At 66.8% G+C, this 14,149-nt stretch carries 13 protein-coding genes; 6 read left to right on the top strand and 7 right to left on the bottom strand.

Annotation, left to right across the window (positions count from 1 at the left end; genetic code table 11):
- Positions 1-223 precede the first annotated feature (223 nt).
- Genes E3D03_RS14000 through E3D03_RS13990 form a run of 3 tightly spaced genes read left to right on the top strand, consistent with a single transcriptional unit; the run spans position 224 to position 3,447 of the window.
- On the top strand, positions 224-1,018 hold the full coding sequence (locus tag E3D03_RS14000; RefSeq protein WP_263567446.1) for an enoyl-CoA hydratase-related protein: 795 nt from the start codon (positions 224-226) through the stop codon (positions 1,016-1,018).
- 13 nt (positions 1,019-1,031) lie between these two features.
- Positions 1,032-2,237, top strand: a complete 1,206-nt coding sequence (locus E3D03_RS13995) for an acetyl-CoA hydrolase/transferase family protein (RefSeq protein ID WP_263567445.1) — start codon at positions 1,032-1,034, stop codon at positions 2,235-2,237.
- Between the two features lie 52 nt (positions 2,238-2,289).
- Positions 2,290-3,447, top strand: a complete 1,158-nt coding sequence (locus E3D03_RS13990) for an acyl-CoA dehydrogenase family protein (protein WP_263567444.1) — start codon at positions 2,290-2,292, stop codon at positions 3,445-3,447.
- A gap of 106 nt (positions 3,448-3,553) precedes the next feature.
- Here E3D03_RS13990 and E3D03_RS13985 read toward each other — a convergent pair whose 3' ends face one another.
- The 3 genes from E3D03_RS13985 to E3D03_RS13975 form a co-directional block, all read right to left on the bottom strand.
- Positions 3,554-4,600, bottom strand: a complete 1,047-nt coding sequence (locus tag E3D03_RS13985) for a TRAP transporter substrate-binding protein (protein ID WP_263567443.1) — start codon at positions 4,598-4,600, stop codon at positions 3,554-3,556.
- Between the two features lie 153 nt (positions 4,601-4,753).
- Positions 4,754-5,611, bottom strand: a complete 858-nt coding sequence (locus E3D03_RS13980) for an SDR family oxidoreductase (protein ID WP_263567442.1) — start codon at positions 5,609-5,611, stop codon at positions 4,754-4,756.
- Between the two features lie 260 nt (positions 5,612-5,871).
- Positions 5,872-7,077, bottom strand: coding sequence for an MFS transporter (locus E3D03_RS13975; protein WP_263567441.1), 1,206 nt, complete (start codon positions 7,075-7,077; stop codon positions 5,872-5,874).
- Positions 7,078-7,298: 221 nt separating this feature from the next.
- Here E3D03_RS13975 and E3D03_RS13970 point away from each other — a divergent pair, with 221 nt between their 5' ends.
- The gene (locus E3D03_RS13970; protein ID WP_263567440.1) at positions 7,299-7,709 is read left to right on the top strand and encodes a VOC family protein; all 411 of its coding nucleotides are present in this window, start codon (positions 7,299-7,301) and stop codon (positions 7,707-7,709) included.
- 43 nt (positions 7,710-7,752) lie between these two features.
- Here the strand turns inward: E3D03_RS13970 and E3D03_RS13965 are convergent, their stop codons facing one another.
- The 4 genes from E3D03_RS13965 to E3D03_RS13950 form a co-directional block, all read right to left on the bottom strand.
- The gene (locus E3D03_RS13965) at positions 7,753-8,229 is read right to left on the bottom strand and encodes a hypothetical protein (protein ID WP_263567439.1); all 477 of its coding nucleotides are present in this window, start codon (positions 8,227-8,229) and stop codon (positions 7,753-7,755) included.
- A 122-nt stretch (positions 8,230-8,351) separates the two neighbouring features.
- Complete coding sequence (locus tag E3D03_RS13960) at positions 8,352-9,161, bottom strand: SDR family NAD(P)-dependent oxidoreductase (RefSeq protein ID WP_263567438.1); 810 nt, start codon at positions 9,159-9,161, stop codon at positions 8,352-8,354.
- Positions 9,162-9,173: 12 nt separating this feature from the next.
- Entirely contained in the window at positions 9,174-10,037 is an 864-nt protein-coding gene (locus E3D03_RS13955) for a MaoC/PaaZ C-terminal domain-containing protein (protein ID WP_263567437.1), read from the bottom strand.
- Between the two features lie 4 nt (positions 10,038-10,041).
- Positions 10,042-11,196: a CaiB/BaiF CoA transferase family protein gene (locus E3D03_RS13950; protein WP_263567436.1), complete on the bottom strand. Its 1,155-nt coding sequence runs from the start codon at positions 11,194-11,196 to the stop codon at positions 10,042-10,044.
- A gap of 271 nt (positions 11,197-11,467) precedes the next feature.
- On the opposite strand from E3D03_RS13950, the gene E3D03_RS13945 reads away from it, so the two are divergent.
- The gene (locus E3D03_RS13945; RefSeq protein WP_263567435.1) at positions 11,468-13,024 is read left to right on the top strand and encodes an AMP-binding protein; all 1,557 of its coding nucleotides are present in this window, start codon (positions 11,468-11,470) and stop codon (positions 13,022-13,024) included.
- 72 nt (positions 13,025-13,096) lie between these two features.
- Positions 13,097-14,125, top strand: a complete 1,029-nt coding sequence (locus E3D03_RS13940) for a TRAP transporter substrate-binding protein (protein ID WP_263567434.1) — start codon at positions 13,097-13,099, stop codon at positions 14,123-14,125.
- The last annotated feature ends 24 nt before the right edge of the window (positions 14,126-14,149 follow it).

Here is a 14,149-nt window from a genome sequence, read left to right as displayed (position 1 = left end):
ACGAGGAGGCGCCGATCTTCCAGATCGCCGACTACGGCCTGGTCGGAGACCTGTTCACAACCGTCCCGGAACTCACAGGGAAGCTCTGAGCCGGACGAAATTCCGTCCTGCGCAGCCCTCGCCCGAGGATCGCAGGACAAGATGCCTGTTCATGATGTGCATGTGAACGATAGTCGTGACAAGCAAGCGCAACCGCAGCCTTGCGTAACTGGAGGAAGAGACCATGGCAAACATCCCCGCTTTCGAGGACATCATCTACGAGGTCCGCGGCCGCGCGGCCTGGATCATCATCAACCGTCCGAAAGTCTATAACGCCTTCCGCGGCCAGACGCTGGAGGAAATGATCCAGGCGCTGCAGCTTGCGGGAAACAACAAGGACGTGGCCTCGATCGTCATTACCGGCGCCGGCGACAAGGCGTTCTGCACCGGCGGCGACCAGTCGGCGCATGAGGGCAATTATGACGGCCGCGGCGTCGTCGGCCTGCCCATCGACGAGCTGCAAAGCCTGATCCGCGACGTGCCGAAGCCGGTGATCGCCCGGGTGAACGGCTTTGCCATCGGCGGCGGCAACGTCCTGGCGACGCTGTGCGACCTGACCATCGCCTCGGAAAACGCCATGTTCGGCCAGGTGGGTCCGAAGGTCGGCTCGTTCGACGCCGGCTGGGGCACCTGCATGCTGGCCCGCATCGTCGGCGACAAGAAGGCGCGCGAGATCTGGTATCTCAACGACCGCATCTCGGCCCGCGACGCCATGGGCTACGGCCTGGTGAACAAGGTCGTGCCGCTCGAGGAGCTGGACGCCGCCGTCACGCAATGGACCGATACGCTGGCGGAACGCTCGCCTACGGCGCTGGCCTTCCTGAAGCGGTCGTTCAACGCCGACAGCGACTCGATCCGGGGCATCTCGAACCTCGCCCTGCATGCGGTCAAGCTGTATTACGCGACGCCGGAATCGCAGGAAGGCGTCAATGCCTTCAACGAGAAGCGCAAGGCCGATTTCTACAAGTTCGTGGAATAAGGCGGGAACGGTCATGGCACCCTTGCAGATCGGTTCGCGCGACCTGGCCGGTCACCTTCCCGCCGGCGCCCGGATCTGGCTTCATGCCTGTTCGGGGGAAAGCGCGCTGATCCGCGATGGGTTGGAGGCCGCGGACTTGCGCGGCCTGACCTTCACCGGCATCTTCGTGCCCGGCCTGAACCGGCTGGCCGGGCTGCTGGCGGCCGGGGCCCGGATCGAGAGCTATTTCATGATGCCCGAGTTCGCGGGCCATGAGGCGCAGGTGGACTTCCTGCCGTTCTGCTATCGCGAGATCCGGCTGCATCTGGCGGCGAACCCGCCCGATGCGGCCCTGGTCATGGTCTCGCCCCCGGACGAACAGGGGCTGTGCAGCCTTGGCCCGGTCAATGATTTCATCGGCGACATCTGGCCGCAGGTTCCGCGGATCATCGGCCATGTCAACCCGCTGGTGCCGCGGACGCAGGGCCGGTCCATCCCCCTCGACCGCTTTCATGCCGTGGTCGAGGGCGAGGCGCCGCTGCCCGTCTCGGACCCCGGCATGGACGAGGTCTCGGCCCGCATCGCCGCGCTGGCCCGCGAACTGGTGCCCGAGGGCGCGACGATCCAGGCCGGCCTTGGCCGCACGCCCGAGGCGGTGATGCGCGGCCTGACCGGCCACCGCAACCTGTCCATCCATTCCGGCCTGATCGGGGATTCGACGCTGGACCTGCTGGAGGCCGGGGCGCTGCGCGCGGACGCGCCGATCTGCGCCGGCGTCGCCATCGGCAGCCGGCGGCTCTATGATGCCGTCGGCCGGCCCGCGTTTCGCTTTGCCCCGCCTTCGGTCACGCATGACTTGGCGCAACTGGCCGGCATCGGGCGCTTCGTCACCATCAACTCGGCCATCGAGGTGGACCTGGCCGGCAACGGCCATGCCGAAGCCACCCGAAAGGGCCTGGTGTCGGGCCCTGGCGGAGCCTCCGATTTCGCGGCGGGCGCCCGCGGATTGCAGGGGCTGCGCATCCTGGTGCTGCCCGCAACGGCGGCGGGCGGCAAGATCAGCCGCATCGTCCCTTCGGGGCAGGCGCCCGGCCCGGTGTCGCTGGGCCGGTTCGACACCGATATCGTCGTCACCGAACACGGCTTTGCGGACCTGAGGGCGGCAAGCCCGGCGCAGCGCCGCGAAAGACTGATTGCCATCGCCGCTCCGGAGCACCGGGCCGAACTGGCGGAAAATTGACTCCCATCCATCCGGCAAGGCCTTGCGGCACCCGCCACCAGAGGAACCCAAGATGATCGAACGCAGCCTTTTCAACCAGGAACATGAGCTTTTCCGGGAAACCGTCCGGCGGTTCGTCGAAAAAGAGATCACGCCCTATCACGCGCAATGGGAAAAGGACGGCATCGTCCCGCGCGAGCTGTGGCTGAAGGCCGGCGAACAGGGCCTGCTGTGCTGCACCGTGCCCGAGGAATATGGCGGGCTGGGCCTCGACTACCTGTTCGACGTGGTGGTGTTCGAGGAGTTGTGGCGCGCCGGCGCCTCGGGTCCCGGCTTCCTGATCCACACCGATCTGGTGGCGACCTATATCCTGTCCTTCGGCAGCGAGGAGCAGAAGCGCAAGTTCCTGCCCAAGATGGTCACCGGGGAATGGATCGGCGCGCTTGGCATGACCGAACCGCATGCCGGCTCGGACCTCAAGGCCATCCGCACCCGCGCCACCCGCGACGGCGACGATTACGTCATCAACGGGCAGAAGGTGTTCATCTCGAACGGCCAGCACGCCGACGTGCTGGTCTGCGCCACCAAGACCGACCGCGACGCCGGCGCCAAGGGCGTCACGCTGTTCCTGATCGAGGGCGACCGCGAGGGCTTCCGCCGCGGCCGCAACCTGGAAAAGCTGGGGATGCACGCGCAGGACACCTCCGAGCTGTTCTTCGACAATGTGCGCGTCCCGGCCGCGAACATGCTGGGCGGCGAGGGCGAGGGCTTTGCCCTGATGATGACCAAGCTGAGCCAGGAGCGGCTGGCCCAGGCCATCCGTTCTGCCACCGTGGCCGAGACGATCATCGAATGGACGCTGGATTACACGACGCAGCGCGAAGCTTTCGGCAAGACGATCTTCGATTTCCAGAACACCCAGTTCAAGCTGGCCGAGTTGAAGACCCAGGCCACCTTGGCCCGGGTGTTTACCGACAAGTGCATCGAGTTGTTCATGCAGGGCAAACTGGACCCCGTGGACGCCGCCATGGCCAAGATGTACACGACCGAACTGCATTGCAAGGCGGCCGACGAATGCCTGCAACTGTTCGGCGGCTGGGGCTACATGTGGGAATATCCAATCTGCCGCGCCTATGCCGATGCGCGGATCACCAAGATTGCCGGCGGCTCGATCGAGATCATGAAGACCATCATCGCCAAGGCCATGAAAGCCGAACACGACAAACGCTGACAAGGCGGAACCGGCGCCCATGCGGCGCGGGTCCATTGGACCGCGGCCGAAAAACAAGGGCCGCCCGGGAAGACGCCCGGGCGGCCCTGGTCTTTGCGCAGCCGTTTTATTGCGCGGCTATCCCGGCCGCGTATTCGGTTTCAAAGAACCGGATCATCGCTTCGGGGTCTTCCAGCCCGTTCTTGCGCGCCAGTTCTATCCAGCTTGTGCGGGTCGGCTCCAGCCGCTCTTTCAACTCGGCCACAAAGCTTTCCGGCGGGGTCTGCACCCCCATGCCTTCGGCTCGCATGGTTTCAAGCGCGTCGGCCAGCGAGGCAGCATAGATCTCGCCCATTTTCGTGACAAGTGGCAACCCCGAGACCTCGCGGATCGCGGCCTGATCCTCGGGCGAGATCCGGTCCCAGGCATCACGGCTGAAGGCCAGCATGTTGACGGTGTTCACCACCCCGCCCGGCACCAGCACATATTCTCTGAGCGTGCCCGCAAGCTTGAAGCCCAGCAGCGTGTCGGGCGGAATGATGCCGCCGTCGATCGCCCCGCTGGACGCCAGCTCATAGACCTCGGACATTGGCTTCGAGACCGGGACGGCCTGCATCAGCTCGATCGAGTTCGACGCCGCCTGTTGCGGGCTGCGCAGCTTCTTGCCTGCCAGATCGGACAGCGCCGTCACCTCGCCCGAGCGCAGCGCTAGATGCGCCGGGTTGCCGGTGAACACGGCCAACGGCACGATTTCGTCGAATATCCCGGTCGGCTCCAGATAGGTTTCATAGGTGCGATAGCTGACCGGCATCGAGACGCGCGGATCATCGCCCAGGAACGGCAGTTCCAGCCCCTCGCTCAGCGGAAACCGGCCCGGCGTATAGCCCGGCACAACCAGCGCCACATCGGCCATGCCATCCACAAGCACGTCATACTGGCCCGCCACCGTGCCGACGACCTTTGGGGTCGCGACGATCTTGACCCGCCCTTCGGTGACACGGGCGATTTCCTCGAACCACGGGTCGATGATCTCGGCCTGCAGCGGATAGGTGGGCGGCAGCCACTGCGAATAACGAAAGGTTACCGTTTCGGCTTGCACCGGCGCGGCAACGGAAGCCGCGGCCATGATCGCCACCGCGATACCGGGCAAAAGTTTTCTGGATATGAATGTCATGTTTCCCTCCCATGGAACATGAGGACGACGCCGGCGTTTCTCCATACCGTATGTCAGAGTATGATAAGCGTTAGATCATCTTCGCTATCTGATTCTACCGCCCCGACACAAAGGCCCCGACAATCGGGGCATTCGTTCGCCAGCTTCAGATGGTCAGCCGCGGTTCTTGAGAACCTCGGGCTGCACGGCGCGGTGGAAGCCATTGTATTCGGGGATATTGGTCGCCGGATAATCCTGGGTCCAGGTCTGCCGGCGGTTCGGCGCGCCGCCGTCGACGCGCAGGCAACTGCCGGTCACATAGGCCGCCGCGGGCGACAGCAGATAGGTGATCGCGGCCGAGATTTCCGATTCGGTGCCATAGCGCGGCAGCGGGACCTGCGCCGGATAGGCCAGGATGCGCTCGGTGATCTCGGGGGCGTATTGGTCAAAGCCCGAGGATGCGATCCCCCCCGGTGCCACCGCATTCACGCGCACGCCAGAATGGGCCCATTCGCAGGCCGCCGTTTCGGTCAGGGTCCACATGCCGCCGCGCGAAGCGCCGGAATGCCCCATCTCGGGCCAGCCGTTCCAGATATCGGCGATGACATTGACGATGGCACCGCCATTGGCTTCCATCCAGCGGTTGTAGATTTCCCGCATGAAGATGAAGCCCCCGGTCAGGTTATTGCGGACCACCGCCTCGAATCCCTTGGTCGAGATGGTCTTGAGTTCGGCCCGGTATTGCCCGCCGGCGTTGTTGACCAGCGCGTTGATGGCGCCGAAACGCTCCAGCGTCTGATCGATCAGGGCGACGACCTGCGTTTCATCGCGGATGTCGCAGGTCGCGGCGTGAACCTTGCCGCCGTCCTCGACGATCTCCTGCCGAACGGTTTCCAGCTTTTCGGGGTTCCGGCCGGCGATCACGACCTGCGCGCCCAAATGGGCCAACTCGTGCGCGGTGCAGCGCCCGATGCCGCTGCCGCCGCCGGTGACGATGATGGTCTGGTCCTTGAACAGGCCTGGTGCATACACGGAATTGTAAGGCATTGGATCTCGCTCGTGCTGCGGCGGGCCCCCGGGGCCGCCTGTTGTCATCTTCCCGGCAGAGCCGGAATCGGAATGCGCCGGCTGCGGGCGGGTGTGCGATGGCCGTCACGGGACTTCGGCTGCGCCCTGCCCTGCCGCGCCGGCCTTGCCCCGTCCTGCCGCTCTCCTCCTCCGAGCGGGCGGGCATATCGTGTGCTTGCATACTATATGGCGTGACGGGCGGTGCAACGATTATTTGCCGCTTCTTACAGGGCCTGCCCGTCGCGGCGATACATCCGCTCGCTGTGGATCGAGACAAGCACGGCGAGCCCCGCCGCCACACCACCCGCGAGACCCAGCCAGTCATAGCCCAGGCCCGCCACGACGAGGCCGCCCAATGCCGATCCCAGCGCGAAGCCCAGATAGTTCATCGTCGCGTTCAACCCCAGCACCACCGCCCCCCGCTCGGGATTGCGCTGCATCAGCAGGATCTGCTGCGGGATCATCATGCCGCCCGCCAACAGGTGCCACAGCAGCGCCTGCACGACCAGCAACGCTTCCGGCAGCGGCGCGATGCCGACCAGCGGCAGCGACAGCACCGGCAGGATCACCACCTGCGAACCCAGGGCAAGCATCCGCGCCCGCACCGCGCCCAGCCGCTGCGTTACGCGCCCCATCATCAGCCCGGCGACGACCCCGCCGATGCCGAACACCCCGACCGTCAGGCCGACATTGCCGCCGTGCCGCATGACCAGCGGCGCGATCAGCCCATAGCACAGGATCAGCGCGCAGGCATGCAGCGCCATGACGAAGACCGCCGCCAGCGCCTTGGGATCACGGCCCGCGTCCAGCAGCGTGCGCAGCGAGGTCACCGGGACCACGACCCGACGCGGCAGCGTCCACCACAACCCGACCGCCGACAGCGCGCCCAGCCCGCCGACGATCAGGAAGGCGGCGGGCCAGCCCAGCTGATGCGCGATGACCACGCCCAGCGGCAGCCCGGCCGCCTGCGATAACTGAAGCCCGGCAAAGACAAGGCCCAGCGCCCGACCCCGCCGCGGTTCCGGCACGGCGGCAAAGACGACCGAGGCGGCGACCGGCGTGTAAAGCCCGCCGCCGAAGGCCGCCGCGGCCCGCGCCGCCAGCATCACCTGGAACGAGCGGGTGCAGGCGCAGACCAGCGCCGAGGCCACGACGATCGTCATGGCGGCAAGCAGCAGCCGCCGCCGCCCGATCCCTCCGGTCAAGGAAATGAGCAGCGGCGAGCCGATGGCGTAGGCCCCCGCATAGACGGTGAACAGCAGCGCCCCCTGAGCCAGGCTGACATTCAGCCCGGCGGTGATCTCGGGCAGGATGCTGACGACGATGAAGCCGGCGGTGCCGACGACAAAGTTCCCCGCCGCCAGAACGGCGATGGCCAGGGGCGATGCGGCCGCCGGCTGGCACCGGCCCTGCTGCGCCGGACCCGTCACGATGCGGCTCCCTCCCCTGCCCTGCCGGCTAGGGGGTCAGGCCTGGGTGTCTCGGCCCGCGCGGATTGGCCGGCGCGCAACGCGCCGTCCTGCGGCCATGCACGGCTCCGCCACCGGTTGTCCGAATTGTCCATCTTTCTCCGACCGCCCGTTGCCGGACGCCCGCCTATATCATAATCTGATTTATAATAAATATATGTATCATATACGAGGCAAGGAAAATGAAGCCGGTTCTGGACCATATCGGAATCGCGGTCGCCGAGCTGCAACCTGCGCTGGAATTCTATGGCAGGACGCTGGGGCTGGGCCAGCCGGTCATCCGGCTGGTCCCGGAACTGGGGTTGCGGCTGGCGTTCTTCGACAATCCCGCCGGGCCGATCATCGAACTGGTCGAAGCCTCGGGCAAGACCGAGCTGCGTCCGGGCGACGTGGTCGTGGCGCTGGAGGTCGAGGACCTGGACGCCGCCATCGCGGAATACCGCGCCCGCGGGCTCAGGGTCTACGACCAGCCGCCGACCGCGAACCTGCCGCTGCGCCGGGGCTGGATCACCAAGGCCGGAGGGCATGGAAACGTTATCGAGCTTTGTCCCAAGGGCGAAGTCGCGGCCTTCGTCCGGGGCGCGGGAAGCTAGGGTCGGTGTGTTTCGGCATGCAATTTTTGGCTCTGACCCAAAATCAGTCCACTGACCAGGCTGTCGGATAATCTCCGGTTGCCGCGCGCTCAGCGCGGGTACCCTCAGCCGAGCGGTTGGAATACGAGGGCTTCACGCGGCGAGAGCAGGTGAACGCAGCCGTCCGTTCCTCGCCGGCGAGGGCGTTCCGATCAGGCACATCGCCCTGCGGACCGGCTGCAGCCGGCAGACCGTCCGGCGCATCCTGCGGCGTGCGTTCCGCATCCGCGCCAACTCGCTCGAGCCTTGGCGCGTCCAGCTCGACGATGCTCGGTCCGGCGGATGCCGCAATGGGGCCGAGCTCTGGCGTCGTCTCGCCGGCTTCGGCGACGGCCTGCGGGTCGTTGCCGGGTGGGCCACGCGCCGCCGCCGGGAGACGGCGCTGGCCTTCGGCCCGGAAGATCGCGATGATGCTGATGCAGAACGCGATCACCAGAGAATTCGCGGTCACCGTGGCGATCATCGAGAACGCCGCACTCATCCTCGCTGCGCCGGACCTCTCGAACGCTTCCAGGCGATGATCCGGAAGCGGGCGCTATCGATCCGCGGCCGATGACCTCGTGTGCTTCACGTCCTCGAAGAAGGTCGGGCCGGACGGCAGAACTAGCTGGGCGTCAGCACCGCCCCGCCGCAGACCGAGATCACCTGTCCGGTCACATAGGCGGACAGGTCGCCGACCAGGAACTCCAGCACGTTTGCCATGTCCTCGGGCATGGCAAAGCGGCGCAGCGCGATAGCCTCGAGCTGTTCGGACGTGCCGACGCCGGTTTCGGAGTCCAGCTTCATCAGCCGCGCGGTCAGCGTGATGCCCGGCGCGATGGCGTTCACCCGGATGCCCTTGGGCCCCAGCTCGGCGGCCAGGTTGCGGGTATAGGTATTGACCGCCGACTTCGCCGCGCCATAGACCGCCATCGCGCCGCCTTTCAGCGGCTCCAGCGCGGTCTGGGACGAGATGTTGACGATCACCCCGGCTCCCTTGGCCGCCATGATCGGCGCGGCGACCTGGCAGCACATCACGCAGGACCTCAGGTTCACGTCCACCAGGAAGTCAAAGCCCTCCGGTGTGGTCTGGCTGGGCAGCGGGCTCTCGTGGCGATAGACGCCCGCCCCGGCATTGTTGACCAGAATGTCCACGCCGCCGAAAGCACCGACGGTTTCCCGGAACAGCCGCGCGACGGTCTCGGGCTTCCTCAGATCGCCCTCGACCCCCAGCGCACGGGAACCGAGCGCCTCGACTTCGGCCATCACGGTTTCGGCGGTCAGTTCCTCGCCGATCCTGGCCGCGCCCTGCATGTTGAGGTCGGCCACCACCACATCGGCGCCCAGCCGCGCCAGCCGCAGGGCATAGGCCCGGCCGATGCCGCGCGCCGCGCCGGTCACGATGGCCGTCTTGCCCAGCAAGGGTTTCGTCATTCGCTTCTCCATTCACTCGCGCAATGTCGCATGGCCGTTGCTCAGGACAACTGCCTGACGTTCCGCCGCCAAGGCGCGGAAATGAACCGCCCGCCCCGCGCGCCACAACTCGACCCGCAGCGTCTCGCCCGGATAGACCGGGACGCTGAACCGACAGCCGATCTCGGCGATGCGGTCGGGATCATAGCCGCAGACCAGCCGCAGAATGGCGTGGCAGGCGATGCCGAGGCTGCACAGCCCATGCAGGATCGGCCGCTCGAACCCGGCTGCGCGCGCCACGGCCGGATCGGCATGAAGCGGGATGCGGTCGCCGCTCAACCGATAGATCAGCGCCGATTGCTGCAGGGTGGGCAGGTCGCAGAACAGGTCCGGCGCCCGGTCGGGGACGGCGGGCAAGGGCGCGGGACTTTCGCCATGCAGGCCGCCGAAGCCGCCGTCGGCGCGGGCAAAGGCGGTGCGCAGCGTGGTTGCGATCAGCGCGCCGGTCCCGGCATCGCGCAGTTCCTTGCGGCTGTGGACCAGCGCGCCGCGGCCCGGGCCCTTGTCGGCCAGGCCGATCACCCGCGTTTGCCCAATGACCTGTCCCTGCGGCGCAAGCGGTCGGTGCAGGATCACCCGCTCCTCGCCGTGAAGGGCCTGGTTGACGTCCATCCCCAGGTCGGAATCATGGACCCAGTCCATGGTCTCTCCCAGGACCACCGCCATGGTGGGAACCGCCTTCAGCCCCGTTTCGTAGACAAAGCGCAGTTGTCCCGGATCGGTGCTGTCATGTCCGATCCCGATGCCAAGCGCATAAAGGATGGCATCCCGCTCGGCATAGCTCTGCGCCAGTTCGGGAATCCGAAGCGCCAGCGCCCGGTCGGGGACGACCGCCATGCCGTCAGCCGGTCCCGACCGCGGACCGGGGCGGCCCCGCCTCGCGCTCCAGCCGCGCGCACAGCGCCTGCGGCAGGCCCCAGTCGGCGCAGATCTCGCGGCTGTTTTCCCCCGGTGCCGGCGTGGCGCGGCGCAGGCTGCCCGGCGTCCGGGACAACCGCGGCGCCGGTGCCGGATGCAGCAACCCGTCGAATTCGGCATGCACTCCGCGCGCCTGCATCTGCGGATGCGCCCAGGCCTCGGCGATGCTCAGCACCGGCGAGAAACAGGCGTCGCGACCAGCCATTGCCGCCTCCCATTCGGCACGGGTCCGCTGCCGGAAGCGTTCGGCGAAAAGCTGCTTCAGCGCCGGCCAGTTGGCCCGGTCCGTCCGGTCCGGAATGGCCGCCGGGTCAAGGCCCAGCACGTCCAGAAGCGCGGCATAGAACTGCGGCTCCATCGCGCCGACGGCGACATGCTTGCCATCCGCCGTCTCATAGCAGCCGTAGTCGGGCGAGCCGCCGTCCACGATATTGCCGGCCCGGCGCTCGGTCCAGGTGCCCTGCTGGGTGAAGGCGGTGAAGGCGGACATCAGATGCGACACCCCGTCGATCATCGCCGCATCCACCCTTTGCCCCTGTCCCGAGCGCCGGGCTTCGTGCACCGCGGCAAGGATGCCGAAGGCAAGATACATCCCGCCGCCGCCCAGGTCCGCGACCAGGTTCAGCGGCGGCGCCGGCGGCCGGTCGGGATAGCCGATGGCATCAAGCGCCCCGGTCAGCGCCAGATAGTTGATGTCGTGCCCCGCCTCCCTTGCCATCGGGCCGTCCTGGCCCCAGCCGGTCATCGAACCGTAGACGATGCGCGGGTTGGCCGAGGCGCAGGCGTCGTAGCCGAGGCCCAGCTTGTCCATCACGCCGGGGCGGTAACCTTCGATCACCACGTCGGCGGCGGCGATCAGCGCCAGCGCGGCCTGATGCCCTGCAGGCGACTTGAGGTCCAGCGCGATGGATCGCTTGTTGCGGTTGTAGAAATCGTATTTCGGCGGCAGCAGCGGCTCGGCCGGCCGGTCGATGCGAATCACATCGGCGCCGAAATCGGCCAGCAGCCCGCCGGCGAACGGCCCCGGTCCCTGGCCGGAAAACTCGACGATCCGCAGATCGGACAGCGGTCCTGTCATCGCAGTCTCCCTCCTCTTGCGAAGCAGACGCCACGGGCGCAGCGCCGGAGTTCTCCCGCTGGCGCGCGTCCCAAAACGATGCTTGCGTTTTATATTCTCTATCATACAGTAATATTGCGAAACAAATTTGGCAAGCCGGCGCAATGATCGGTCCGCCGCTCGGGAACCGCGCCCTCTTGAGGAGGAGGGGCGCAGGATCCGCAGACCCGGGCGGAAAGCCGGCGCCGGATTGTCATGAGCATGTCGTGAACGAGAGAGGGAGGAGGACGAGATGCAGGGAACGCTGCTGCTGAAGCAGGCGGTGCATCGCAACCCGCAAGGCGTCGCCACGGTCTGCGGGACCCGCAAGCGCCACTGGCACGAGCTGGGCGACCGCATACCGCGCATGGCGGCGGCGTTGCGCAGGCTGGGTCTGGAAAGCGGTGGCTTCGTCGCTACGCTGGCAATGAACTCGGACAACTACCTGGAGCTGTTCTACGCGGTGCCCTGGGCGGGCGGCTGCTTCGCACCGATGAATGTCCGCTGGTCGGCGCAGGAAAACCTCTATGCGCTGCAGGATTGCGGTGCGGCGATCCTCTGCGTGGACGACACCTTCGCCGAGCAGGGCCAGCAATTGCGCCGCGAGTTCCCCGGGCTCAAGGCCGTGATCCATATCGGCGACGCCCCCACGCCCGAGGGGATGCTGTCCTATGAGGACCTGATCGCCAGCCACGAGCCGGTGGCGGATGCCGACCGCAAGGGGGACGACCTCTATGCCGTGTTCTACACCGGCGGCACCACCGGCCAGCCCAAGGGCGTCGCACTCAGCCATGCCGCGCTTGGCCATGCCGCAACCGCTTGGCTGGCGATGATCCCGGATGTCGAGGATCTGAGCTTTGCCTATGTCGGCGGCTTCTTCCATTTCTCGGGCGCGAGCCCGGTGCATTACATCACCATGGCCGGCGGCACCCATGTCGTGTTGCCCAAGTTCGAGCCGCTGACGATGATGCAGGCCATCCACGCGCACAAGGTCTCGAACGCAGTGATGGTGCCCACCATCGTCAACATGCTCATCAGCCATCCCGATTTCGACAAGTATGACCTGTCGAGCCTGCGCACCTGCGTCTATGGCGGCTCGCCCATGCCCGAGGCGCTGATGGCCGCGGCGGCGGCGAAACTGCCGCACCTGCGCTTCTACCAGATCTACGGCATGACCGAAACCGGCGGCTTCGCCACCATGCTGCGCTGGCGCGACCACGTCTTCAGCGGCCCCAAGGCCGAGCGGATCCGCTCTTGCGGCCAGCCGGGGCCCGGGGTCGAGGTCAAGATCGTCTCGCCCGACGGCGAGACCCTGCCACCCCGCCAACTGGGCGAGATCGCCATGCGTTCGGACTATCTGATGATGGGCTACCTGGGCAAACCCGAGCAGTCCGCCGAGGTGTTGCGCGACGGCTGGATGTATTCCGGCGATGCCGGCTATCTGGACGAGGACGGCTATCTCTATGTCGCCGACCGCGTGAAGGACATGATCGTCACCGGCGGCGAGAACGTCTATTCGATCGAGGTCGAGCGGGCGCTGTTCCAGCATCCCGCCATCCACGAGGCGGCGGTGATCGGCATCCCGTCCGAGGAATGGGGCGAGCAGGTTCATGCCGTCGTCGTCCTGAAACCCGGCGCGACCACCACCGAGGCGGAGCTGATCGCGCATTGCCGCAGCCTGATCGGCGGCTACAAATGCCCCAAATCGGTCGAGTTCCGCACGGAACCGCTGCCGCTGGCGCCCAAGAATACCGTGATGAAGAACCTGCTGCGCGATCCCTACTGGGTCGGGCACAAGCGCAGGATTTGACCCGACGGCGGCCGGCCCACCCGGCCAGAGCCTTTCATCCGCCCCGCGGCGGCAACAAACAGCGAGTATCGAATGTCGTTTTTCCACCGCGCCGGCATTTTCGCCGGCCTCGTGCTGGCGGCCGGCGTCGCGGCGGCCCAGGCGCAGGAGGTCACGCTGCGCTATTCCAACTGGCTGCCCGCCGGCTATACGCTGGACGTCGCGTTGATGGAGCCGTGGATCGCCGCCATCGAGCAGGCGACCGAGGGCCGGGTGAAGATCCAGAAAAGCCCCAAGGTCGTGGGCAGCGTCGCTTCGCAATACGACGTGGTGGCCGACGGGATGGCGGACATGTCGCTGATGGTGCTGAGCTATGCCCCGGGTCGCTTCCCGCTGGTCGAGGGGATGGAACTGCCCTTTGCCAGCGACGACGAAACGCGCACCTCGCCCGCCGTCTGGGCGACCTACGAGAAGTTCCTGGCCGACAGGGACGTGTTCCCCGATGTCGTCCCGCTGGCCATGTTCCAGACCGGCGTGTTCCACGTCTTCACCACCGGGCGCGACCTGGCACTGGTGGACAACTGGGCCGGCGCCAAGATCCGCACCTCCAGCCCCTCGCTGACCCGCATCGTCGAACTGATGGGCGGCACGCCGATCAACAAGCCGGTGTCCGAGGTCTATGAGCTGGCGTCCGGCCGGGTGATCGACGGCGCGACCACGCCCCCCGACGCGCTGCTGGGCTTCAAGCTGGACGAGGTGCTGAACACGATGATCTTCGTGCCGGGCAGCCTCGGCTCGACCACGGTGCTGGTCTCGGTCAACCCCGACGCCTGGGGCAGGATTTCCGAGGCAGACCAGCAGGCGATCCGCAAGGTCTCGGGCGCAGTGGTCGCCAGGATGTCGGGCGACCTGCACCGCAAGGAAACCGAGGCCGCCATTGCCAAGATGCAGGCCAAGGGCATGACCGTGACCCGCATGAGCGACGCGGAACTGGCCAGGATGCAGGAGCGGGTGGCGCCGCTGACCGCCGAATGGTTGGAAAAGGCCAAGACCGCCGGGCTGGAAAATCCGCAGGAAATGCTGGATTTCTTCCGTTCCGAACTGAACCGGGCCGCGCAGTAAGTTCCCTCTTGTCTTGCGCGATCG

It is taken from the genome of Paracoccus sp. DMF (genome assembly GCF_004407025.1).
GTDB lineage: Bacteria > Pseudomonadota > Alphaproteobacteria > Rhodobacterales > Rhodobacteraceae > Paracoccus > Paracoccus aminovorans_B.
Note: the sequence above shows the minus strand (reverse complement) of the source record. Positions and strands in the feature narration are given on the sequence as shown.